Genomic DNA, 22,560 nt, shown 5'->3' on the forward strand with positions numbered 1-22,560 from the left:
GATGTCCGGATGTTCTTTCCGTGCAACCGAAGCGGCCGTTTTCGCGGTCATGCAGGTAGATCGTCGACCTGATCCGACGGCCGGACCGACCACCCGGCCGCCCGAGCGAAAGCGGACCATGAGATATCGCAGCAGAGTGACGGCCCCGGCGGCCGCGCTGATCGGCACGGCAGCAGTCCTGGCCGGGGGAAACACGGCGTACGCGGCCCCGCAGCCCGAGCCCGGTGACGCCCCGGGCCCCGAGACCCTCGGCGACCCCGTCTTCCCGGCCCTCGGGAACGACGGCTACCGCGTCGGCGCCTACCACCTCGACTTCTCCTACGACCCGTCGACCACCCTGGTCGACGCCACGGCGACCCTGGAGCTGCGTACCACCCAGGCCCTCGGCCGCCTCTCGCTCGACGCGCTGGGCCTGGACATACGCACGGTCCGTGTCGACGGCCGCACGGCCACCTTCGAACAGGTGGACGAGAAGCTGCGCATCACGCCCGCCCGGCCGCTGCCCGCCCGGGCCCGGGTCACCGTGTGCGTGACCTACACGGCGGACCCGCGCAGGGCGCTCGCGCACACCGCGTGGGTCCCGACGGCGGACGGCTTCGCGATCTGTCCCCAGCCGGACTCCGCGCACACCGTCTTCCCCTGCAACGACCACCCGTCGGACAAGGCGGACTTCACCTTCCGCATCACCGTCCCGGCCGGTCTGCGGGCCGTCGCGAGCGGCTCCCTCGTGTGCACCGAGGACCTGGCCGGCGACCGGACCGCGTACACCTACCGCTCCCGCTCGCCGATCGCCACCGAGCTGGTGCAGATCACGGTCGGCGACTACGTCGTCAAGGAGCGCCGGGGGCCGCACGGACTGCCGCTGCGCGACGTCGTCCCGACCGCGCGGGCCGAGGCGCTGGAGCCCGCCCTCGCGCTCACCCCGGGCCTGGTCGAGTGGATCGAGGCACGGCTGGGCGCCTACCCCTTCGAGACGTACGGACTGCTGCCCTGCAACACCGACGACCCGAACGCCTTCGACTTCACGGGCCTGGAGACCCAGACCCTCACCCTCTACAAGCCGAACTACCTGCTCCAGGCGGAGCCGAAGATCGGCTCGCACATGATGCACGAGCTGGTCCACTCCTACTTCGGCAACAGCGTCAGTCCCGCCACCTGGGCCGACCTGTGGCTCAACGAGGGCCACGCCGACTTCTACGGGCTGCTGTACCGCTACGAGCGGGGCTGGCCGGACTCCCTGGGACTGACCAGCTTCGAGGCCCGGATGAAGGACACCTACGCGCGCGGCGACCAGTGGCGCCGGACCTCCGGCCCGGTCGCCGCGCCGAACGCGGCCAACCTCTTCGACAGCCAGCGCTACCTGGGCGGCGTCCTCGTCCTGTACGCACTGCGGCAGCTCATCGGCGAGGACGCCTTCCACGCGGTCGAGCGGGCCTTCCTGGCCCGCCACCGCAACTCCTCGGCGTCGACGGAGGACTACATCGCTCTCGCCTCGCACACCTGCGGGCAGGACGTGTCCGGCTTCCTGCGGGACTGGCTGTACGGCACGACGACACCGAGGATGCCCGGCCATCCGGACTGGACGGTCACCCCGGTGACGCCGTCCCTCACCGCCCCGCGCCGGCAGGCGGGCGTGCGCTGGCACGAGAACTCGGCCACGCTCTGACCCGTCGGCCGACGCCGTCGGCCGTCGTCAGTCGTGCAGGGCGGTCAACCCGCCCTGCACGATGTCGTCACCGGTGCGCTGCTGCGGGATGACGACCGTGCCCGACTGGAGGGCAACCGTGCGGGCGGGAGCGGGGATCCGGATGCCCTCCTGGCGGTAGCGGCGGTGCAGACGCTTGATGAACTCGTGCTTGATCCGGTACTGGTCGCTGAACTCGCCGACGCCCAGGATCACCGTGAAGCCGATCCGCGAGTCGCCGAAGGTGTGGAAGCGGATGGCGGGTTCGTGGTCCGGGAGGGCGCCGTCGACGCCCGTCATGACCTCGGCGATGACCTCCGAGGTCACCCGCTCCACCTGCTCCAGATCACTGTCGTAGGCCACGCCCGCCTGCACCAGGATCGTCAACTGCTGCTCGGGACGCATGTAGTTGGTCATGTTCGTCTTGGCGAGCTGACCGTTGGGAATGACGACGAGGTTGTTGGAGAGGGCGCGCACGGTCGTCTGACGCCAGTTGATGTCCTCGACGTAGCCCTCCTCGCCGCTGCTCAGCTTGATGTAGTCACCGCGCTGGACGGTCTTGGAGGCCAGGATGTGAATGCCCGCGAACAGGTTCGCGAGGGTGTCCTGGAGGGCCAGCGCGACGGCGAGACCACCCACCCCGAGAGCGGTGAGCATCGGGGCTATGGAGATGCCCAGCGTCTGGAGCACCACCAGGAAGCCGATCGCCAGGACCAGGATCCGGGTGATGTTCACGAAGATCGTGGCCGATCCGGCGACACCGGAGCGCGAGGAGGTCACCGACTGCACGAGCCCGGCGACGACCCGCGCCGCCGACACGGTCACCACGAAGATCAGCAGCACCGTCAGGGACTGGTTGACGGTGTGCTGGACGGCCTTGGTCAGGGGCAGCACCGCGGCCGCCGCCGCCGCGCCACCGGCGATCAGCGACCACGGCACCACGGTGCGCAGGGCGTCCACGACGACGTCGTCGCCGCTCCACTTCGTGCGCTTGGCGTGCTTCGCCAGCCAGCGCAGCAGCGTGCGGGACAGGAAGGCGGCCAACAGGCCGGTGGCCAGGGCGATTCCGGCGACCACTCCGTCGTCCAGGGTCAGGGCGCGGTTCACCGGTCACCTCCGGGAAGTCGATCCGCGGTACGCGGGGCAGCCGACGGCCGGATGTGAAGTCTCGTCACGATGTCACCTGTTCGGTTCCGGGATGTGCGGTCGCGCCCTCGGTTCGCGGAGCGGGCGCGACCGCTCATCCTGCCGTATCCGCCACGGGAGTTCGTACCCGAGGATCCGGTCGCGGTGGCGGGATCCCGCAGCTCAGACGATTCCCCCGACGCGTTCGGCCTGCTCGCGGTCCCACCCGGGACGGCCGTCCTGCCGAACCGCCCCAACGCGCCTCGCCGGCCGGCCGGCCGCACCGGGGCGACCCCCGGGAAGGTCCCGTCCAGGTGAGCGTGCGGCCCTGAGCCGCCCGAGACCCCGCGGGCGCCTCAGATGACCTTCATCCGCACCAGCGCACCGAGCGTCAGCGCCCCCGGCACGAGCGGCAGCCACACCGTGATGATCCGGTAGCCGAGCACCACGGCCGTGGCCACCGCGACCGGGCCGCCGGCCGCCACCAGCGCCACGATCAGCGCCGCCTCCACCGAGCCGATCCCGCCCGGCGTCGGGACCAGCGCGACCGCCACCGTCGCCGCCAGATACGCGACCGCCATGTGTGCCACCGGCACCGGCAGCCCCAGCGCCTGTCCCACCGCGGCCAGACCGGCCGCCTGGAGCACCGGGAACGCCAGCGAGCCGCCCCACAGGGCCAGCGCCCGGGAGGGACGGGAGTGCACCGAGCGCGCCTCGCCGAGCGCGGTGCGCAGGAACGAACACACCGCCGACCGCAGCCGCCGTACGAGGGCGAGCGCGCCCGCCACCGCCAGCACGGCCGCCCCGAGGACGCCCAGCAACGGTCCGAGCGCCCCGGCGGGCAGCAGCGAGCCGAGCCGCAGCGCGTCCGGGAAGACCAGCAGCAGCACGGCCAGCAGGCCCACCCGGGCCACGCCCTCCGCCATCAGATACAGCGCGAGCGCCGCGGAGGAGCGGGCCAGGGGCACCCCGCACACGGTCATGAACCGCAGATTGACCGCGCTCGCGCCGAGCCCCGTCGGCAGCAGGTGGTTGGCCGCGCCGGCCGCGAACTGCGCTGCCAGCAACCGTCCTGCGGGCAGCCGCTCCACCACCGCGCCCTGCCGGGTGACGGCCGCCGCCACCCACGTCAGACAGGTGGCGGCGAGCGCGGCCAGCAGCCAGGGCCACTGCGCGTGACGCAGCTGTGCGAAGCCCTCGGCGAGAACGGACCGTTGCCGCACCGCGATCACGGTGACGAGCAGGAGCGGAAGCAGACACAGGATCTTGCGCACCGGCACGCGCCGTGCGGGCCCGCCCCGGGAAGGTGGGACGGGCGCAAGGGGTACGGGAACCGCTGTCACACTCGGAGAGCTTCTCCGCGCGGCGCCGACTGCGGGTTGCGCGAGCGCGGACGGGACATTACGTAGGGTCATCGGGTCCTTCGTCTGATCCTCGGCCTGAGACTCTGCCTGACGCGCTGTCTGCTCCCTCGGCCGGTCCTTCGCCGCCGAGGACGTGGGGAGAAGCTTGACCTCAAGGTTGCTTGAGGTCCTACGGTCGCTTCCATGAGCATGGAGAGCACCGCCTGGACGCAGCTTTACAGCGTCATGAACGCCCAACACGAACGCCGCCCCTTCGACCGGGTGACATTGCGCCGCATCGGCGCGTTCGCCCGCCCCCATCGTCGCCGCATCGCGCTGTTCGTCCTGCTGGGGGTGCTGACCGCGCTGCTGGCCGTCGCCACCCCCGTCCTCGCCGGGCGGGTCGTCGACGCGATCGTGTCGCACGGCGACGCGGACGCGGTCGTCCGGCTGGCGCTGCTCATCGCGGTCATCGCGGTGCTGGAGGCGGCGCTGGGCATCCTGGGCAGAAGGCTCTCGGCGACGCTCGGGGAGGGACTCATCCTGGATCTGCGCACGGCCGTGTTCGATCATGTGCAGCGGATGCCGGTCGCGTTCTTCACACGTACCCGTACGGGAGCGCTCGTCTCCCGACTCAACAACGACGTCATCGGCGCCCAGCGCGCCTTCAGCAACACGCTCTCCGGAGTGGTCTCCAACCTGGTCACCCTGGTGCTCACCCTCGCCGTCATGCTCACCCTGTCCTGGCAGGTCACCCTGCTCGCGCTGGCCCTGCTGCCGGTGTTCGTGCTCCCGGCCCGGCGGATGGGCAGCCGGATGGCGGGCATGCAGCGCGAGGCGGCCACGCTCAACGCGGCGATGGGCACCCGGATGACCGAACGCTTCTCCGCGCCCGGCGCCACGCTGGTCAAGCTGTTCGGCCGGCCCGAGGAGGAGTCGGCGGAGTTCGCGGCCCGCGCCGCCCACGTCCGGGACATCGGTGTGCGTACGGCCACCGCCCAGTCGGTGTTCATCACCGCGCTGACCCTCGTCTCAGCCCTGGCCCTCGCCCTCGTCTACGGCCTCGGCGGCCGTCTCGCGCTGAACGGCACCCTCGAACCGGGCGCCGTCGTCGCTCTCGCCCTGCTCCTGACCCGTCTGTACGCCCCGCTGACCTCCCTCGCCGGGGCCCGGGTGGAGGTCATGAGCGCGCTGGTCAGCTTCGAGCGGGTCTTCGAGGTGCTCGACCTGAAGCCCCTCATCGAGGAGAAGCCGGACGCCCGCGAGGTGCCGCCGGGTCCTGTCTCCGTCGAGTTCGAGGACGTCCGCTTCGGCTACCCCTCCGCCGACAAGGTCTCGCTGGCCTCCCTGGAGGAGGTCGCCTCACTGGACTCCCGCGGCGGCGCCGAGGTCCTGCACGGCGTCTCCTTCCGCGCCGAGCCCGGGCAGACCATCGCCCTCGTAGGCTCCTCCGGCGCCGGCAAGTCCACCGTCGCCCAGCTCCTGCCGCGCCTGTACGACGTCGACGCGGGCGCCGTCCGGATCGGCGGGGTCGACGTCCGCGACCTGAGCGCGGGTTCGCTGCGGGCCACCCTCGGCATGGTCACCCAGGACGGCCACCTCTTCCACGACAGCGTCCGCGCGAACCTCCTGCTGGCCCGCCCCGGAGCCACCGAGGACGACCTGTGGGACGCCCTGCGCCGCTCCCGCCTCGACGACCTCGTCCGGTCACTCCCCGACGGCCTCGACACGGTCGTCGGGGAACGCGGCTACCGCCTCTCCGGCGGCGAGCGCCAGCGCATGACCATCGCCCGGCTGCTGCTGGCCCGCCAGCGCGTCGTCATCCTCGACGAGGCCACCGCGCACCTCGACAACACCTCCGAGGCGGCCGTCCAGGAGGCGCTCGCCGAGGCGCTCGCGGAGCGTACGGCGGTGGTCATCGCCCACCGGCTGTCGACCGTGCGCGCCGCCGACCTGATCCTCGTCGTCGAGTCCGGCCGGGTCGTGGAACGCGGCACGCACGACGAGCTCCTGGCGACCGGCGGGCGGTACGCGGAGCTGCACCGGACCCAGTTCGACCAGCCGGGGATGACACAGACGGCCGCACGCTGAAGCGGCGACCGCGGCTTGGGGCGGCCGCATGCTGAGGGACGGGGGTGGGACCGGGGGACTGGGGCGGGGGTGAGGCGGACCTGGTGCGGCGGCGCACGGACGGGCCGCCGGCTCCCCGCGCGGCACCGACTGGCGGTGCCGCATCGGCTTCCCGGGCCGCACCGCTGTCGGTGCCGCACCGGCTTCTCGTGGCGCATCCGCTGTTGGCGCCGCACCGGCTTCCCGTGGCGTACCCGCCGTCGGTGCCGCACCGGCTTTCCGTGCCGCGCCCGCTGTCCGCGCCGTTGTCGGAAGGTCAGCGCTTGGCGAGCAGATCCGCCGGGAAGGCGCCGGCGGCGAGCGCGGTGCGGACGAAGCCCGTGCCGAGCTCGGTCAGCCGGGCCACGCCGTCCGCGCCCAGATGTGCGTACGGGGCGCGGTCCAGCCGGTCCGTCTCCCGCTCGATGTCCTGGCGCAGCGCGCTTCCCCGCTCGGTCAGCTCGCCGTCCTCGTCCAGCAGGCCGCGCTCCCGCAGCCGGCCGGCCGCCGCGTCCCAGTCCTCCCGGCTCCAGCCGCGGGTGTCGCGCACCCACTTCGGCGACATGCCCTTGCCGGTCGCCGTGTGGGTCAGCACGGCCTCGAGTCCGTCGAGTCCGGCCGCCATCAGCACGGCGAGGTGTCCGTCGCCCCGGTGTTCGCGCAGCAGCGTGGCCGCGTGCCAGTACGCCAGGTGCGGCTCCTCGGGGACCGGCAGATCGGCGTGGGCCGAGTACAGGGGCCGGGCGCTGCGCGAGCAGGCCTCGGTGGCGCGCAGGGCGAGCGTCGCGGCCTCCGACATCTCCGCGGACGCGACCGCGTCCGCGCCCAGCAGGCGCCGCAGCGTCGTGTCGACGGCGCGCGTGCGTGCCGCCAGGACCTGCTCGGGCGAGGCCGACTCCCAGACCGCGGGCACGTACCGGGCGACGAGCGTGTGCTTGTAGTTGTAGAAGGTCGCCGTCACCGCGCCCGCCCCGACGGGCCCGAGCGCGGCGGCCCGCACGGCGAAGTTGACGGCCCGCGGGTGGGTCACGCCCAGCGCACCCAGCTCGCGGCCCACGTCCGGGGAGAAGTAGTGCGTCGCGTGCAGCGAGTTGAGCGTGCTGTGACAGTGGCGGCCCGCGCGCGGGTCCGGAGCGACGGTGGTCATGGCGGGCACGATACCGACCGGTCGGTAACTTTTCCAGACGCGCGGACGAGGTGACCTCGCGAGGCCGGGGGCCCGTCCGACCAGCCCGCGGGACGGCCCGACCGGACGGCCGTCGGTCGGGCCGAGAACGGGAACACCGGGATACCCCGGAACGCCGGAACGTCACGCGGGGGTGCGGCGCCGCCGGACTCGGTCCCGCCCCCGGCCGATGCTCCCGGGCGGCGGCCCTGCGTCATGGCGCCGGCATCCGGGGCCGCTGACGTCGTGACGGACCGCCGACCGCCGGACTGACCGTCGGTGACAGGGGGACCCACCTGGCGCGGGGCGCAGGGCGCCGTCAGGCGTCGCGGCCGACACCGCGGTCGGGCGCGGTCATGTCTCCCGTCGCGGGAGTGCCGTCGGCGAGTCCGTAGCGCAGGTACACGGTGCCCTTCGGGCCGGCCGTCGGCGGTTCGAGGAGGGTGACGTTCGCGGGCACCGCGCCCCCGTCGAACACCTTCTTCCCGACGCCGAGCACGATCGGGTGCACCCAGAGGTCGAGACGGTCGAAGAGCTTCTCGCGCAGGAGGGTCTGCACGAGGTTCAGGCTCCCCACCACCTTCACGTGCTCATGCCGGTCCCGGATCTCGCGCACCGCGCCGGCCAGATCCGGGCCGAGCTGCGTGGATCCGGCCCACGAGAGGTCGGGTGTGCCGCGGGAGGCCACGTACTTCGGGACGCTGTTGAAGAGCGTGGCGATCTCGTTGTCCTCACCGCCCTCCTGGTGCGGCCAGTGGGCGGCGAAGATGTCGTACGTCCGCCGGCCGAGCAGGAGGGCGTCCGTGCCCTCGTACGCGGCGAGCACCCGCGCCCCGGTGACCTCGTCCAGCAGGGGCGCCTGCCAGCCGCCGAACGGGAACCCGTCCGGGTCCTCGTCGGGCCCACCGGGCGCCTGCCCGACGAGGTCGAGGGTGGTGAACAGCTCGACGTGGATGAGGCCCATGTCCTACTCCTGACGAGTCGGTTGTCTCGGTCGAGAGGTAGACCCGCAGACGCCGCCGGACTCATCGCTGCGACGGCACCCTCCTTGCTGCGATGCGCAACCGTTCGGGACTACCGAACCGTTCGAAACGCGGCTGCCCGGTGCGGAATCGGATCAGGAGGAGGGGACAATGTCCGTGCACGACAACGTCGTTGGGTCACGGGGAGAGGGACAAGATGGTGGAGGAACTCATTCTGGCCGGGGGAACCACGGTCGTCGCGGCCATGGCCACCGACTCGTGGACGGTCGCGCGCGGCGGAGTCGCCCGGCTGTTCCGCCGTCGCGGAGAGGACCGGCAGGCCGCTGTCGAGGCCCAGCTCGACAACAACGAGGCCCTCGTCGCGAGGGCCGACGACGCGGAACGGGTGCGCCGGAGTCTGCTCCCCGTGTGGATGCTGGAGCTGGAATCACTCCTGGGCGAGTACCCGGACGCCGCGGACGAACTGCGTGAGCTGACCGAGGAGATCAAGAAGCGGTTGCCCGAGACGCGGCAGCCCCAGGTGCAGAACAACGTGGCCAAGGACAACGGACAGGTCTTCGCGGCTCTGGGCGGCAATGTCATCGTGCACTCGGCGCCTCCCGGACAGGCGGGAGGCGCCGGAGCCGCCCAGTGAGCCGGTCCGGGACCGGGCCACGGCAGACGGTCCGCGTCGACGGCGGGTTCGGCTACGGCGTCATCGGCGCCGACCTGCACGTCTTCCCCGACCGGGGGCCGGTCTACCTGCTCTCCCGGTATCGGCCTGCTCCGGAGCCGGCCGCCGCCCTCGCACCTGGGCGGAAGGACACGGCCGGACCCGCTTCCCAGCCCAGCCGGCTCCTCAACGCCCGTTTCCAGGTCGTGGATTTCACCGGTCGGGCTGAGGAGCGGGCCGAGCTGGCCGCCTGGCGCGACGGCGACGCTCCACGCGCCGCCCGCTGGCTGCACGGAGCCGGCGGCCAGGGCAAGACGCGGCTGGCCGCGCAGTTCGCGGCCGACAGCGCGTCGAGGGGCTGGAAGGTCGTCTCGGCCACCCACGGCGCCGGCACGATCCACCCGCACCCGGGAAGCCAGGACCTGCGGCTCGACGGCGCTGCGGGGCTCCTCCTGGTCGTCGACTACGCCGACCGCTGGCCCCTGTCCCACCTGTCCTGGCTGTTCAGTAACAAGCTGCTGGACGGGCCCCTGCCGACCCGACTGCTGTTGCTGGCCCGGTCCGTCTCCCCCTGGCCCGCCGTGCGCTCCGCGCTGGAGGACACCGGGACGGAGACAGGCGCCCTCGCGCTGTCACCGCTCGATGAGGGCCGCGGTGGACTCGCCGCCCGCCGAGCCATGTTCACCGTCGCCCGCGACTGCTTCGCCGCCCGCTACGGTCTCGCCGACCCGGACGCCATCGTCGTACCCGGCTATCTGGACCGGTCGGACTTCGGCCTGATCCTGGCGCTGCACATGGCCGCGCTGGTGGCCGTCGACGCCCACGTCCGCGGCGGCAGCCCGCCGAAGGACATGGCGGGCCTGTCCGCGTATCTGCTCGACCGCGAACGCAGGCATTGGACCCGGCTCCACGAACTGCGCCTGGAAGGCCTGGAGTACGAGACCCCGCCCGGCGCCATGAGCCAGGTGGTCTTCACCGCCGCGCTCACCGGCGCGACCACGCACCGCGACGGCACGGCCCTGCTCGGTGGCCTCGGCATGGAGCGCCCCGCGCGCCTCCTGGCCGATCACGCCACCTGCTATCCGCCCGAGGAGCCCGGCGCGGTCCTCGAACCCCTCTACCCCGACCGGCTCGCCGAGGACTTCCTCGCCCTGACCCTTCCCGGCCACGACACGAGCGACTACCCCACGGCTCCCTGGGCGCCGGACGTCATCGGCACGCTCGTCGCCCGCGACCCGGACGGCTCGCCGCCCGCTCATCTGGCCCGTGCCCTGACCTTCCTGGCCTCCACGGCGGCACCGCACCGCTGGCCGCACGCCGCCCGCCACCTGGAGACCCTGCTGCGCACCGACCCGGCCCTGGCCGTCGCCGCGGGCGGCGCGGCCCTGACCACGCTGGCCGCGGTCGACCTCGACACCGAGGTGCTGGAGGCGGTCGAGGCGCACTTCCCCCACCGCGGACAGGCAGATCTCGACGCCGGAATCGCCGCTGTCACCGAGCGCCTCGCCGCACGCCGTCTCCCCGCCACCCAGGACCCCTCCGCGCACGCCCGGCTGTACCAGAACCTCGGGTTCCGGCTGATGCGGGCGGGCCATCGGGAGGACGCCGTGGCCGCGGCCGAGAAGGCGGTCGCCGTCCTGCGCAAGCTCGCGGCCGTCGACGCCGCCGCACATCGGCCGGCGCTCGCCATGGCCCTGGCCCAGTTGAGCGAGCGGGCTCATGCGGCGGACCGCACGGAGGCGAGCCGCCACGCCGCCGAAGAGGCCGTCGGTCTCTTTCGAGGACTGGCGGCCACGGACCCCACAGCGCACGAACCCGGCCTCGCGCTGTCGCTCTCCCACCTGGGCGTCACCCTCTCCGAGGCCAGGGACCCCGAAGCGGCCCTCGCCGTGACCCAGCGGGCGATGGGCATCTTCCAGCGGCTGGCGGTCACCGACCCCGAGAGCTACGGCCCGGGTCTGGCCGTGACCCTGATCAACGAGGCCGTTCTGTGCCGGCAGCAGCGTCGCTGGTCGGACGCCCGGACGGCTGCCGAACGGGCGGTGGCGCTCATCCGGCGCCTGGTGGCCGCCGGACCCGCGGCCTCCAGGTCCGAACTCGACCGGTCCGTCGCGGTGGACGAGTCCGACCTGGCGACGGCCCTGTCCATTCTCGGGCTGCTGCTGTGGGGCGCACGCCGCCGTGACGATTCCCTTGCCGCCCTGCGGGAGGCGGTCTACATCAGATGCCGGCTGGCGACGGCCAACCCCACCGCCCATGAACACGCTCTGGCCGACGACCTCTCCTTCCTCGGCATCTATCTCGCGCAGAGCGGCCTCGCCGAGGAGGCGCTGGCCGTGACCGCGCAGAGCGTGGAGATCTACCAGCGCCTCGCGTCGCAGAACCCGGGGGCGTTCGAGGGGCCACTGCGCAGGGCGCACGAGGCCTGCGGGACCCTCCGCGAGCGGATGAGCGGAACTCCCGCTGAAACCGACAGGACCTGGACGCTGGAGGCGCACTATGCGGCGCTCCTCAACCAGGACGAGGTCTGGCAGGACGCCCAGGACCGCCGCCATCGCCTGGACGACATGGACCCCCGCTACAGCGGCAACGTGCTGCGGTTCCTGCTCCGGCAGGCCGACGTCCTCTTCGAGGGGCTGTTGCACGGGCTCGGCGCCTCCCCCGATTCGCTCGGCCGATGGGCCGGCGAGACCGCCGAGGCCTGGCTCGCCCGGCAACCGCTCGTCGTCGCCCTGCGCCGCCGCTCGGAGGGCAAACCGGCCCGACCGGCACTCTGCTATTGCGGGTACGCCATTCAGCCCGAGTGGAATCATGATCATTGCTATCCCGGCATCATCGTCGACTGAACAGCGCTGCCGACCGGGTGGACGGGGGGAGACTAGTGGGGGACAAGGCCGAACTCGGTCCGACGGTGGTGGAGGTCGTCGGGGAGCGCTGGGGCGTGGTCCTGCCCGCCGACGGTCTCATCGCCCGTTTCGGCGAACCCGGTTGGAGCTACGAGGAGGAGGTGGCGCGCCCCTGCCCCGGGTGCGACGGCCGGCTGCACTCGCTGCGCAGACCGTACGAGTCGGCGGGGAAGGTCTACCGGTACGTGGCCGTCGTCTGCCCGGCCTGTCCGGCGGCATACACGCTCGGCGACCTGGGCGTGAAGACCTACGACAAGCTGTCCGCGCGGCCCGGGGCGGTGAAGCCGGACGCGGTGGAGCCGGACGCGGTGGAGCCCGGCGAGGCGAACAAGCGCGGTGCCGCGCCCTCGGCGCGGGCGCCGCACCGGGCGGGCGCGGCGGGGCCGACGCGGACGCGTGTGAAGGTGACAGCACGGACGAGCCCGGCACGGCTGTCCGAAGGGGCGCGAGGAATCGAACGGTTCCTCGGTCCGTGCCCTACCGGGCCGGGCGTCACCATCACCGTCGTCGCGGGTTCACCCGACCCTGCCTGGCCGGCGGACCTCCCGTTACCGACCGAGCCGGAGCAGCGCCGGCTGTTCTGGCGCAAGGTGACCGACCCCGCCTGGCGGCCGCCCGAGGGGGCGGTGACGGCGGCCGACGACATCCGGATCATCCTGCCCGAGGGCCCCGCCTTCGCCGACTTGCGCGCCCACCTGGCCGAGAGGGGCATCGCCTTCCGCGGCGTCCGGCACTGGGTGGAGGACGAACAGGTCGGCACGGTGGGCGAGTTCGGCAGCCCCACGCAGCTGGTGGCCCACCCCGCCCGCGCGTTCGCGGGCCTGGGGTCCCCCATTCCGCCCACGCCCGTCGCGGGACCCGGGGCGCACGCCGCCCGGGACGCCTTCGAGGCCCAGTGGGATGCCCTGGCGGACCTGCCGGACGCCGACGAGGCCTCGTACGTACCGGTCACCGACCTGGTTCCCGAGGACTGGGCCCGGCTGTTGCCGCACCCCGCCTTCAACCCGGCCCAGTCCGACGCCGTTCCCGCCCTGCTGGAGGGCGACGGGCATGTGATGGTCGTCGCTCCCACCGGCGCGGGCAAGACACCCATCGGCATGGTGGCCGCGCTGCGAGCCCATGCGCAGGGCCGCAAGGCGGCCTGGCTCGTCCCCCAGCGGTCGCTCACCGACGAACTCGACCGCGAACTGGAGAACTGGCGACGGCACGGCATCGGCGTCGTCCGGCTCACGGGCGAGTACGCCACCGACACCGAACTCGTCCGCGAGGCCGACATCTGGGTCGCCACGACCGAGAAGTTCGAGGCGATCTGCCGAAACGGGTCGCTGGGCGGCGTCCTCGCCGAGGTCGGCGTTCTGGTCGTCGACGAGATCCACCTGCTCGGTGACCCGGCGCGAGGCGCCGTGCTGGAAGCGGTGCTCACGCGGGTACGCGAGGACAGTGCCCAGACCCGCATCGTCGGACTGTCGGCGACCGTGGCCAACGCCGACGAGGTCGCCGACTGGCTGGGGGCCAGGCTGATCCGTACGGCATGGCGGCCGACCCGCCTGACCTGGCAGATCCCGCTGCTGCCCGCTGCCCGCTGCCCGCGACGGCGAACGCCCCATGCGGTCCACCGCTGCGCGGACCGCCGCCGCCGTACGGCTGGTCCGGACCGTGACCGACGAGGACGGCAGCGTGCTCGTCTTCTGCAGCAGCAAGCGCGGGGTGCGCGCGACGGCACTCGCCATCGCCGCGGACCGCGGGGTCCCGACACGCGGCGTCGACGCGGACGACACGGAACTCGTCGAGCGGCTGTGCGGCAGCGCCGGCGTGGGGCTGCACTACCGCGACTGGCCCTACAAGCGCGAGGCCGAGAAGGCCTTCCGGGCCCGTGAGAGCGACGTCCTGGTCGCGACCTCCACCGTGGCGGCCGGGGTGAACCTCCCCGCCCGCGCCGTCGTCGTGCGCGACGGCCGCCTCGGCCGGGATCGGATCGAGGTGTCCATGGTGCAGCAGATGTTCGGCCGCGCCGGACGGGTCGGGGCGGGGGAGCGGGAGGGCTGGGCCTATCTGCTGGCGGACGAGACGGAACGCCCCGTGTGGCAGGCTCGGCTGACCGCCGGCTACACCGTGCGTTCGCGCATCGGTGACCGGCTGCCCGACCACGTGCTGGCCGAACTCGTGCAAGGACGCGTGACCTCGCTGGAGGAGGCCGAGGACTGGTGGACCGACACCTTCGCCTTCCATCAGGGGCACGACAGTGTCGAGCCGCTCCACGACGCCGTGGTCTACCTGGAGGAGGCCGGCTTCCTGCGCCGGCACGGCGGACCCAGGGGCGACACGTTCCTGGAACCGACCGAACGGGGGACGCTGACCAGCCGCTTCATGGTGGACGCCGTCCTGGCGCACGAGCTGTCGGAAGCGGTACGCGACCTCCCCGTACCGGAGGACCCCGACCACGCCGAAGAGACTCTGACGAGACTGCTGGCCACCCGGCTGCCGGACCTGGCGGAGGCCGCGTTCAGTGACCGCGCCCGTGTCACGTTGCGCAGGGTGCTGCGTCACCAGGGCCGGGCGGAGGAGCCTGAGTCCGATCAGGAACCACCGGACAAGGACGAGGGACTGCTGCCGGGAGACCTGGCGCACGCGGTGCTGCTGCTGGTCGCCACCAGCCCCCAGGCGTTCGCCGCGCGCGCGGGGTACGTGCTCGGCATCCCGGCCGACAGCCTGACGGCCGTCCTCGACGAGGCCCAGCGGTATCTGGCCTGGCTGGGCGCCCAGGGGGAGTTGGGCACCGTTCATCCCTGGGCGGCGGTCGTGGCCGCCGACCTCGCCGAACGCATCCGCTGGCGCGCTCTCGGCCCCGAGCGGGGCGCCGGCCGGCTGCTGTGGATGTGCGGCCGGATGGCCACACCGCAGCTGGCGCCGCGTCTCGTGCCCCGTATGTGGCGCGCGGCGCGCGATCGCGGTATCGGGGCCCCCGACTGGGCCGGCACCGTCCCGCCGCGCGACAGCGCGATCGCACCGGCGCGATACCAGACCCTGCTCAAGCAGCGCGCCACCGGATCCGCCTTCACGACCCGGCGCTCCGGCTCACTCGGTGTGGAAGCCCCGCACGGCGCGGTGATCTGCCTCTGGGACGGCACGACGACGATCCGGTACGTCTCCGACGGCGCCCCCGCCCTGGTCGACTACCCGCCGGGCCGTCGCGATGACTCTTCGAGAGGCCGGCGAGGAGGCGCCGTCTTCACTCGCGGCGACCGCCACGCGACAGGGTGGCTCGCGTCGTACAACGGGCTCTCCTGACAACGGGACGCAAGGTGCGCTGCCCCCGTGGCGGCAGCCGGTCATGACACCGGAGCTTCGCCCCTGAGCAGTCTGCCCTCGTACGCTCGGCGATCCGCGTGTACGAGGACATCCGGCCGGAGGTCGCCGAGGCCCGCCCCTTCTGGCCGCTCGGGCTGCCGGCCTGGGACGACGCCTGGATCGCCCACGGCCTTCGCGGCCGGGAGTCCGCCTATCTGGCGGTGTGGCGCAGGGGCGCCGGCAGCCGAAGCCGCACGCTCGGCCTTCCCCACCTGAGGGGCGTTGCGCTCGTCCCGCAGGTACTGCACTCCGGCCCGTCCGGGGTCCCCGTGCGGTGGGACGCGGCTGACGGCGCGTTGACCGTGTCCCTGCCCGCCCCCGACACGGCCGCGCTGCTCCGGTTGGGCGCCGTCCGCTGAGGCGGCGGCCGTGCCCTCGGCCTGGTGACCCGCGGTGGCGCCGGACGTCGACGTGGCCACGTCGATCGAGTCGACCGCGCTGTCGCGCTGTCGTCGCTGTCGTCACTGGTGCAGGCGCCGTAGCCGATCCGGTTGACGCCCGGGGAGACGCGGGGGCTCGGTCGGTGGGGGCGCCGTCGCGCGGGCCGGTGGAGTGGCGGGGCAACGGTGCCGGCGCCGGGGCGAGCTGCGAAGTCGCACGATGCGCATCCGAGCGCGGCGAAAATGTCTGCAAGATTGCTGTGCATATTGTTAACAATCTTGTAGCGTGCGTCACGCCTCGACGGCGAGGCATCGACGAAGCACTTCGTGCTCGATGAGGGGAGACCCCATGCAGCGGCAGTCCGCGTCCCTTGGACGCGAGGCCCTCACCCACCCGGCGGGGACGCGGGAGGGACGCCCGGTGGCCCGCACACATCTCTTGAGAGGCGCGGCGCTGGCGGGCTCCCTCGCGCTCACCACCGCTGTGCTGCCGACCTCCGTCGCGCTGGCCGCCGCCGGTGAGTCCGCCGCACAGCACCGCGGCCGTGCCGCGGACCGGCAGGACACCGCGCTGGCCTTCGACTCCGCCGCCTACACGACGATCTCTGTCACCGTCGACGGGCAACCGGTGAACGTGCGCTGGTACAAGGAGATCTGCTACGTCGCCGCCCCGGTCGCCGCGGCGGCGCAACAGGCCGGCGGCCCCGGCGGCGGCACCACCACGATCCCCAACACCGCCTGCGGCTACCAGAGCATGAACGTGTTCGTCCCCGAGAGCGCCTTCGGCGATCAGCGGACGCCGGTCTACCTCGCGCTGAACAACAGCGGCTGGAAGGCCAGTTACATCAAGGCGAGTGTGACCGACGGCGGCTCCTACGACAGCGCGACGAGCAACGTCGGCGCCGCTCTGAAGGCCGGGTACGTCTTCGCCGACGTCGCCAACCGAAGCCGCGGGCTGACAGGCGCCGACGGCTCGTCCCCCGGCAAGGCCCCCGCGGCAGTGGTCGACGCCAAGGCGGCCGTCCGCTACCTGCGTCTCAACGACGCCACGATGCCCGGCAGCGCCGAGCGGATCGTCGTCAACGGCACCAGCGGCGGCGGCGCACTGGTGTCGATCCTGGGCGCCTCCGGCAACAGCGGCGAGTACGACCCCTACCTCGCCGCCATCGGCGCCGCCGGCATCGACGCCAAGGGCCGCAGCACCCTGCGCGACGACGTCTTCGCGGTCAACGCCTACTGCCCGATCACCGACCTCGGCAACGCCGACGCGGCCTACGAGTGGCTCTACAACATCCTCGCCACCCGCGACACCACCGGTGCGAACCCCTCACCCACGGACGCCGCCGCGATCGCGGCCCGGTTCCCCGCGTACGAGCAGAGCCTCGGGCTGCGCAACCCCGACGGCTCCCGGCTCACCGCCGCGACCATGCTCGACGCCATCAATAAGGAGGTCATCCGCTCCGCGGAGACCTATGTGAAGGCCGACCCCGCACACACGATCCCGCCGCTGGGCGGCACCTTCGAGATCCAGTCGGGAGGCCCGGGAGGCCCGCCCACCACGAAGTCGTACGTCAACGACTGGATCGACCTCGACACCACCACCGGCACGGTGCGCTCCGTCGACATGACGAGGTACCTCGCCTTCGTCGCCACCCAGGCCACTCTCAAGACGACCCCCGCCTTCGACGCCGTGGGCGTCAACGGGAACACGACCAGCGGCACCGAGACCAACCTCTTCGGACCGCCGGCCCAGAAGTACATGAACTACACCGAGTACGGCTGGAACCACAACGACGTCGCCGGCGACGGCAGCGGCATCGACGACACCGGGCTGACCTGGGACCAGTACACCGGCAAGAAGAGCACCACCGTCGACGACCAGGTACACCTCGTCGACCCGATGGACTTCGTCGGCACCGGCGCCGACACCGCGCCGAACTGGTACATCCGCAACGGCACCCGCGACCGGGACACCGCGTTCACCGTCTCGGTCAACCTCGACCGGGCGCTCGCCGCGGACAAGCAGGTCAAGGACCTCAACTACCGGCTCGCCTGGAACCAGCCGCACGCCGGCAACTACGACGTACCCGAGGCCATGGCCTGGATCGCCGACGTCGTCCGCAAGGCCGGCAACCCGCTCGTCTCCGGACAGCGCGGATAGCCGGACCGGGCCGCGCCGCGCGACCGCCGGGGGCCTGTGCCGCGACGCCGTCCTGCGTCGCGGCACAGCGGTGCCCGTCCGCTCGCCGTCGTGGTGCGTCCTGGAACCGTCCGGTACCCGTAGTCGTCCCGGCTGCCGGTCGGGTTCCCGAGCAGGTCGTGTGGCGTGAGTCACTGTCCTTTCGGTGAGGCGAGGGCCCGGTGCGCGTCCGTACCCCCTGATGACGATCGGACGTCGGGTGCAAAGATGGGCGCGCTATGACTGTCGGAGGGTGGTGCCGCACGCTGCGGGCCGGTGTCTTCGCCGCCGCCTGCGTGCTGCTGGCCGCCCTCGGTCACGTGCTGATGTCCGGGACTCCCGTCCACTGGCGGACGGTGGTCGTCGGCACCGCGGCGACCGGTGCGGCCGGCTGGTTCATGGCCGGCCGTGAGCGCGGGCGCGCGATGATCGTCACGGTCGTGGTCGCCGCCCAGGCGGTGCTCCATGAGACGTTCTCGCTGGCCCGGACCCGGCCGTCCGGTGCGGCACCCGGCCGGGGCACCGCACCGGACGGCATGGACATGGGTTCCTCGGACGTCATGGACATGAGCGGCATGACGCACATGGCCCACGGCTCGGGCCTGGGGCACACGCACAGCATGGCCGCCACCGCCTCGTTCGGCATGCTCGCGGCCCACCTTCTCGCGGCGGTGCTGTGCGGACTGTGGCTCGCCCACGGCGAGCGCGCCGTCTTCCGTGTCCTGCGAGCCGCAGCGGCTCGGCTGGCCGCGCCGCTGCGGATGCTGCTGGCGCTGCCCGTGCCGGCCCGCCGCCCGCCCGTGCGTAGGCGCCGCACCCGCGCGCACCGCTCGCCGCTGGCCCGTTTCCTTCTCTGTCGTTCCGTCACCTCCCGGGGACCGCCCACGGGTGCCGCTGTCGTCTGAGACAGCCGGATCCACCGGGGCTCACCGCTCTTCACCGTTCCGCGCTCCCACGCGGATGTCCCCACGCCACGCGTCTCCTCGTGTCGGCCATGAGCGCGTGACGAGCCCCGGGCATCGCCGTACCGACTGCGTACGGCGCACCCGTGTGCCGGAGAGCCACGTTCCTGCGGGACGTCGGCCCCGGACGATTCGAGAAGGACACCACGTGATCACTTCTGTCCTGTCCGCTCCCCGTCGTGCGGAGCGCGCGACGGCGGACGCCTCCGCCACCGCCTGGGCACTGGCCGCCCGCAACGGCGACCCTCATGCCGCCGAGCACTTCGTCCGCGCGCTCCACGGCGACGTACTGCGCTACGTCGCCCATCTCAGCGGCGACCCCCAGGCCGCCCACGACCTGACCCAGGACACGTTCGTACGCGCCCTCGCCGGCCTGCCGCGTTTCGAGGGACGTGCCTCGGCCCGTACCTGGCTGCTGTCCATCGCCCGCCGCGCGGTGGCCGACAGTTTCCGCCGTGCCGCGGCCCGCCCCCGGCCGGCCGACACCCACGACTGGCAGTCGGCCGTGGAACGCACCCAGCCCCGCGGGCTGCCGGGCTTCGACGACGGCATCGCGCTCCTCGACCTGCTGGAGGCGCTGCCCGACGAGCGCCGTGAGGCTTTCGTGCTGACCCAGGTGGTGGGACTGCCCTACGACGAGGCGGCCCGCTTCATCGGCTGCCCCGTCGGCACGGTCCGTTCCAGGGTGGCTCGCGCACGGGCCACCCTGGAACTCCTGCTCCTCGAAGCGGAGATCCAGGCCGTCCGAGCAGCGTGACGCGAAGGCCGGCGCCTCCGGGCGGGCGCCGGCCTGACGGTTCACCGTCCTCGCCCCGCCGAAGCGGAAGGTCCTTCCCGCAGGGAAGCGATGTTCCTCACACCCTTCGGGTCCGAGGCGTGCCCGTGTAAAGTGAACGGCGCCCTTGACCTGCAAAAAGCCGGCAGGGAGCCGTCTTCTAGGAGTGCTTGATGCTGCGCACTATGCACAAGTCCAAGATCCACCGAGCCACCGTCACCCAGGCCGACCTGCACTACGTGGGATCCGTGACCATCGACGCCGATCTGCTCGACGCCGCCGATCTGCTGCCGGGGGAGCTCGTCCACATCGTCGACATCACCAACGGGGCGCGGCTCGAGACGTACGTCATCGAGGGGGAGCGAGGCTCGGGCGTCGTCGGTATCAACGGGGCCGCCGCCCATCTCGTGCACCCCGGGGATCTGGTGATCATCATCAGTTACGCTCAGGTGACCGACGCCGAGGCGCGGGCTCTGAAGCCGCGGGTCGTGCATGTGGACGGTGACAACCGGATCGTGGCCCTCGGAGCGGACCTCTCGGAGCCGGTACCGGGCTCCGGCCAGGAGCGCAGCCCGCAGGCGGTGTCGGTCTGACCGCAGCAGCCATCGCACGCAGCGCACCGGGAGTGCCCATGAGCGACATCGAGATCCGCGACGACCGGGCGGCGGGCCGCCTCGAGGCCCTCGGCGACGGGGGTGAAGTGGTGGGCCGCATCGAGTACTTCGTGCTGGAGTCGCCCGCGCCCGCGCTGGTGCCGGTGCACACCGTCGTCGAGCCGGCCCACGAGGGCAAGGGCATCGCCGGCTCGCTGGCGCGGGAGCTGTACGCCGCCTCCGGGCGCGAGGGCATTCCCGTGGCGCCGCTCTGCCCGTACGTCGTGAAGTGGGCCGAGCGGCACCCCGACGAGGCCCCGGCGGCCGACCCGGAGCTGCTGCGCGCCGCCAAGGACTGGCTGCGCGCGCACCCCGGCCGTTTCTGAACCGCCGCGCCCGCGGCATCGCGGGAGCGGCAGGGGTGGGAACGGCAGGGGTGGGAACGGGCCGGTGCGCCCACCCGGGTGAGTGGCCGCGGCCACCCCGGGTACGCGGGGGATGAGTCCAGAGCCAAGCCTCACATCTGGCCGGAGGACATCATGACCAACCCGTACGCCGACCCCGTCCACCCCGAGCCCGTTCACCCCGACCCGGTCCAGCCCGGACCGCCGCCCGGCCCGGTCCCGGGTCCTCCGGAGCCGTTCCCCAGCCCGGTGCCCGCTCCCGAGCCGCCGCCCGGTCCGGACCCGACGCCGCCTCCGCGGCCCGGTCCGCCCCCGGACCCCTCGCCGTCCCCCATCCCGCCGGGCCCGGAACCGGTTCCCAGCCCGGAACCGGGGCCACCTCTCAGCTGACGGGATCGGCTGACGGGACGACGGTGGGCGCCGGTGAACCGCCGCCCACCGGGACGCCCAGGAGGCGACTGCGCCGCGGACTACGCCTGCGTCTCCGACCGGTCGCCGCCCCAGAGGGTGTGGAACGCGCCCTCGCGGTCCACCCTGCGGTACGTGTGCGCCCCGAAGAAGTCCCGCTGTCCCTGCGTGAGCGCCGCCGGGAGCCGCTCCGCACGCAGCGCGTCGTAGTAGGCGAGCGCCGCCGCGAACCCGGGCGTCGGCACGCCCTGGAGCGTCGCCGAGACCAGCACCTCACGCCACGGGTCCTGCGCCGCCGCGATCTCGGAGGCGAACGTCTCGTCGGACAGCAGGCTCGGCAGGTCCGACCGGTTGTCGTACGCGGCGCGGATCCGGTCGAGGAAGGCGGCGCGGATGATGCAGCCGCCGCGCCAGATCGAGGAGACGGCGCCGAGGTCGATGTCCCAGCCGTACTCCTCGCTGCCCGCGGCGATCTCGTGGAAGCCCTGCGTGTACGACACGATCTTCGAGGCGTACAGCGCCTGCTCCACCCGGTCGGCGAAGGCCTGCGCCTCCGCCCTGCCCAGCGCCGACGCCTTCGGGCCTGCCAGGCCGCGCGAGGCCTCGCGCAGCTTCGCGTGGCCCGACAGCGACCGGGCGAAGACGGCCTCGGCGATGCCCGACACCGGAACGCCGAGGTCGAGGGCGATCTGGACCGTCCAGCGGCCGGTGCCCTTCTGTTCCGCCTGGTCGACCACCACGTCGACGAAGGGCCGGCCCGTCGCCGCGTCCACGTGGGACAGCACCTCGGCGGTGATCTCGATCAGGTAGGAGTCGAGGCGGCCCGTGTTCCAGGTGCGGAAGATGTCCGCGATCTGCGCGGGTTCGTACCCGGCGATGTCGCGCAGCAACTGGTAGGCCTCGCCGATCAGTTGCATGTCGGCGTACTCGATGCCGTTGTGGACCATCTTCACGAAGTGACCGGCGCCGTCCGGGCCGATGTGCGTGACGCAGGGCGCTCCGTCCGCCGCCTTCGCCGAGATCTTCTCCAGCATCGGGCCCAGCGACTCGTACGACTGCGGCGAGCCGCCCGGCATGATGCTCGGGCCGTGCAGTGCGCCCTCCTCGCCACCGGAGATGCCCGCGCCGACGAAGTGGATGTCCTGCTCGCGCAGTTCGCGCTCGCGGCGGCGGGTGTCGGCGAAGTGCGCGTTGCCGCCGTCGATGATCATGTCGCCGGGTTCGAGCAGCGGGGCGAACTCCCGGATCACCGCGTCGGTCGGCTCACCGGCCTTCACCATGATCACCAGGCGGCGGGGCCGCTCCAGTGCCGCCACGAACTCCTTGGCGGTCTCCGCGGCGACGAACTCGCCCTCGTGGCCGAACTCCTCGACCAGGGCGTGCGTCCGTGCCGCCGTACGGTTGTGCAGCGCGACCGTGTAGCCGTTGCGCGCGAAGTTGCGGGCGAGATTGCGGCCCATGACCGCGAGTCCCGTGACGCCGATCTGAGCTGAAGTGCTCATACGGTTGGCTCCTCCAGGGGTGTGCCCGTGCGTTCGGTCAGT

16 protein-coding genes and 1 pseudogene are annotated in these 22,560 nt (G+C 72.8%); 12 read left to right on the top strand and 5 right to left on the bottom strand.

The annotated features are described in order from the left end of the window. Nucleotides 1-118 precede the first annotated feature (118 nt). Entirely contained in the window at nucleotides 119-1,666 is a 1,548-nt protein-coding gene (locus QF030_RS34860) for a M1 family metallopeptidase (RefSeq protein WP_307166536.1), read from the top strand. A gap of 27 nt (nucleotides 1,667-1,693) precedes the next feature. On the opposite strand, the gene QF030_RS34865 is transcribed toward QF030_RS34860, so the two are convergent. Together QF030_RS34865 and QF030_RS34870 are read right to left on the bottom strand one after the other, a co-directional pair. Further along, on the bottom strand, nucleotides 1,694-2,791 hold the full coding sequence (locus tag QF030_RS34865) for a mechanosensitive ion channel family protein (RefSeq protein ID WP_307166537.1): 1,098 nt from the start codon (nucleotides 2,789-2,791) through the stop codon (nucleotides 1,694-1,696). A 374-nt stretch (nucleotides 2,792-3,165) separates the two neighbouring features. After that, nucleotides 3,166-4,152, bottom strand: coding sequence for a lysylphosphatidylglycerol synthase transmembrane domain-containing protein (locus QF030_RS34870; RefSeq protein ID WP_373428849.1), 987 nt, complete (start codon nucleotides 4,150-4,152; stop codon nucleotides 3,166-3,168). 210 nt (nucleotides 4,153-4,362) lie between these two features. Here QF030_RS34870 and QF030_RS34875 point away from each other — a divergent pair, with 210 nt between their 5' ends. Beyond that, nucleotides 4,363-6,243 (top strand): ABC transporter ATP-binding protein, encoded by a 1,881-nt coding sequence (locus QF030_RS34875; protein WP_307167800.1) that lies wholly within the window; start codon nucleotides 4,363-4,365, stop codon nucleotides 6,241-6,243. 295 nt (nucleotides 6,244-6,538) lie between these two features. Here the strand turns inward: QF030_RS34875 and QF030_RS34880 are convergent, their stop codons facing one another. After that, entirely contained in the window at nucleotides 6,539-7,408 is an 870-nt protein-coding gene (locus tag QF030_RS34880) for an SCO6745 family protein (RefSeq protein ID WP_307166539.1), read from the bottom strand. 337 nt (nucleotides 7,409-7,745) lie between these two features. After that, nucleotides 7,746-8,390: a dihydrofolate reductase family protein gene (locus tag QF030_RS34885; RefSeq protein ID WP_307166540.1), complete on the bottom strand. Its 645-nt coding sequence runs from the start codon at nucleotides 8,388-8,390 to the stop codon at nucleotides 7,746-7,748. Nucleotides 8,391-8,605: 215 nt separating this feature from the next. Between QF030_RS34885 and QF030_RS34890 the strand changes: the two genes are divergently transcribed. From QF030_RS34890 to QF030_RS34935, 10 genes and pseudogenes are all read left to right on the top strand, one after another. Next, nucleotides 8,606-9,043: a hypothetical protein gene (locus QF030_RS34890; RefSeq protein WP_307166541.1), complete on the top strand. Its 438-nt coding sequence runs from the start codon at nucleotides 8,606-8,608 to the stop codon at nucleotides 9,041-9,043. Next, entirely contained in the window at nucleotides 9,040-11,907 is a 2,868-nt protein-coding gene (locus QF030_RS34895) for a tetratricopeptide repeat protein (protein WP_307166542.1), read from the top strand. The genes QF030_RS34890 and QF030_RS34895 overlap by 4 nt, the downstream gene beginning before the upstream one ends. 1,115 nt (nucleotides 11,908-13,022) lie before the next feature. Further along, nucleotides 13,023-13,400 (top strand): annotated as a pseudogene (locus QF030_RS34900) (DEAD/DEAH box helicase); the annotation flags it as partial. Nucleotides 13,401-13,674: 274 nt separating this feature from the next. Beyond that, the gene (locus QF030_RS34905) at nucleotides 13,675-15,255 is read left to right on the top strand and encodes a helicase-related protein (protein ID WP_307166543.1); all 1,581 of its coding nucleotides are present in this window, start codon (nucleotides 13,675-13,677) and stop codon (nucleotides 15,253-15,255) included. A 98-nt stretch (nucleotides 15,256-15,353) separates the two neighbouring features. Continuing rightward, nucleotides 15,354-15,674: a hypothetical protein gene (locus QF030_RS34910; RefSeq protein ID WP_307166544.1), complete on the top strand. Its 321-nt coding sequence runs from the start codon at nucleotides 15,354-15,356 to the stop codon at nucleotides 15,672-15,674. Between the two features lie 370 nt (nucleotides 15,675-16,044). Continuing rightward, on the top strand, nucleotides 16,045-17,856 hold the full coding sequence (locus tag QF030_RS34915; RefSeq protein WP_307166545.1) for a subtype B tannase: 1,812 nt from the start codon (nucleotides 16,045-16,047) through the stop codon (nucleotides 17,854-17,856). A 257-nt stretch (nucleotides 17,857-18,113) separates the two neighbouring features. Beyond that, nucleotides 18,114-18,779, top strand: coding sequence for a hypothetical protein (locus QF030_RS34920; protein ID WP_307166546.1), 666 nt, complete (start codon nucleotides 18,114-18,116; stop codon nucleotides 18,777-18,779). A gap of 205 nt (nucleotides 18,780-18,984) precedes the next feature. After that, nucleotides 18,985-19,593 carry a sigma-70 family RNA polymerase sigma factor gene (locus QF030_RS34925; protein WP_307166547.1) on the top strand — a complete coding sequence of 203 codons (609 nt, stop codon included), beginning with the start codon at nucleotides 18,985-18,987 and terminating at the stop codon, nucleotides 19,591-19,593. 191 nt (nucleotides 19,594-19,784) lie between these two features. Then, nucleotides 19,785-20,204, top strand: a complete 420-nt coding sequence (gene panD / locus QF030_RS34930) for an aspartate 1-decarboxylase (protein WP_307166548.1) — start codon at nucleotides 19,785-19,787, stop codon at nucleotides 20,202-20,204. Between the two features lie 38 nt (nucleotides 20,205-20,242). Then, complete coding sequence (locus tag QF030_RS34935; RefSeq protein ID WP_020127502.1) at nucleotides 20,243-20,590, top strand: GNAT family N-acetyltransferase; 348 nt, start codon at nucleotides 20,243-20,245, stop codon at nucleotides 20,588-20,590. 488 nt (nucleotides 20,591-21,078) lie between these two features. On the opposite strand, the gene gndA is transcribed toward QF030_RS34935, so the two are convergent. Further along, entirely contained in the window at nucleotides 21,079-22,518 is a 1,440-nt protein-coding gene (gene gndA / locus QF030_RS34940) for an NADP-dependent phosphogluconate dehydrogenase (protein WP_307166549.1), read from the bottom strand. Between the last annotated feature and the right edge of the window lie 42 nt (nucleotides 22,519-22,560).

Source organism: Streptomyces rishiriensis (genome assembly GCF_030815485.1).
Classification (GTDB): domain Bacteria; phylum Actinomycetota; class Actinomycetes; order Streptomycetales; family Streptomycetaceae; genus Streptomyces; species Streptomyces rishiriensis_A.

Bases quoted from the DNA above. Each gene is read 5' to 3' on its own strand.
- QF030_RS34860 (WP_307166536.1), top strand. From the start codon at position 119: ATGAGATATCGCAGCAGAGTGACGGCCCCGGCGGCCGCGCTGATCGGC.
- QF030_RS34875 (WP_307167800.1), top strand. From the start codon at position 4,363: ATGGAGAGCACCGCCTGGACGCAGCTTTACAGCGTCATGAACGCCCAA.
- QF030_RS34880 (WP_307166539.1), bottom strand. From the start codon at position 7,408: ATGACCACCGTCGCTCCGGACCCGCGCGCGGGCCGCCACTGTCACAGC.
- QF030_RS34885 (WP_307166540.1), bottom strand. From the start codon at position 8,390: ATGGGCCTCATCCACGTCGAGCTGTTCACCACCCTCGACCTCGTCGGG.
- QF030_RS34890 (WP_307166541.1), top strand. From the start codon at position 8,606: ATGGTGGAGGAACTCATTCTGGCCGGGGGAACCACGGTCGTCGCGGCC.
- QF030_RS34915 (WP_307166545.1), top strand. From the start codon at position 16,045: ATGCAGCGGCAGTCCGCGTCCCTTGGACGCGAGGCCCTCACCCACCCG.
- QF030_RS34920 (WP_307166546.1), top strand. From the start codon at position 18,114: ATGACTGTCGGAGGGTGGTGCCGCACGCTGCGGGCCGGTGTCTTCGCC.
- panD (WP_307166548.1), top strand. From the start codon at position 19,785: ATGCTGCGCACTATGCACAAGTCCAAGATCCACCGAGCCACCGTCACC.
- QF030_RS34935 (WP_020127502.1), top strand. From the start codon at position 20,243: ATGAGCGACATCGAGATCCGCGACGACCGGGCGGCGGGCCGCCTCGAG.
- gndA (WP_307166549.1), bottom strand. From the start codon at position 22,518: ATGAGCACTTCAGCTCAGATCGGCGTCACGGGACTCGCGGTCATGGGC.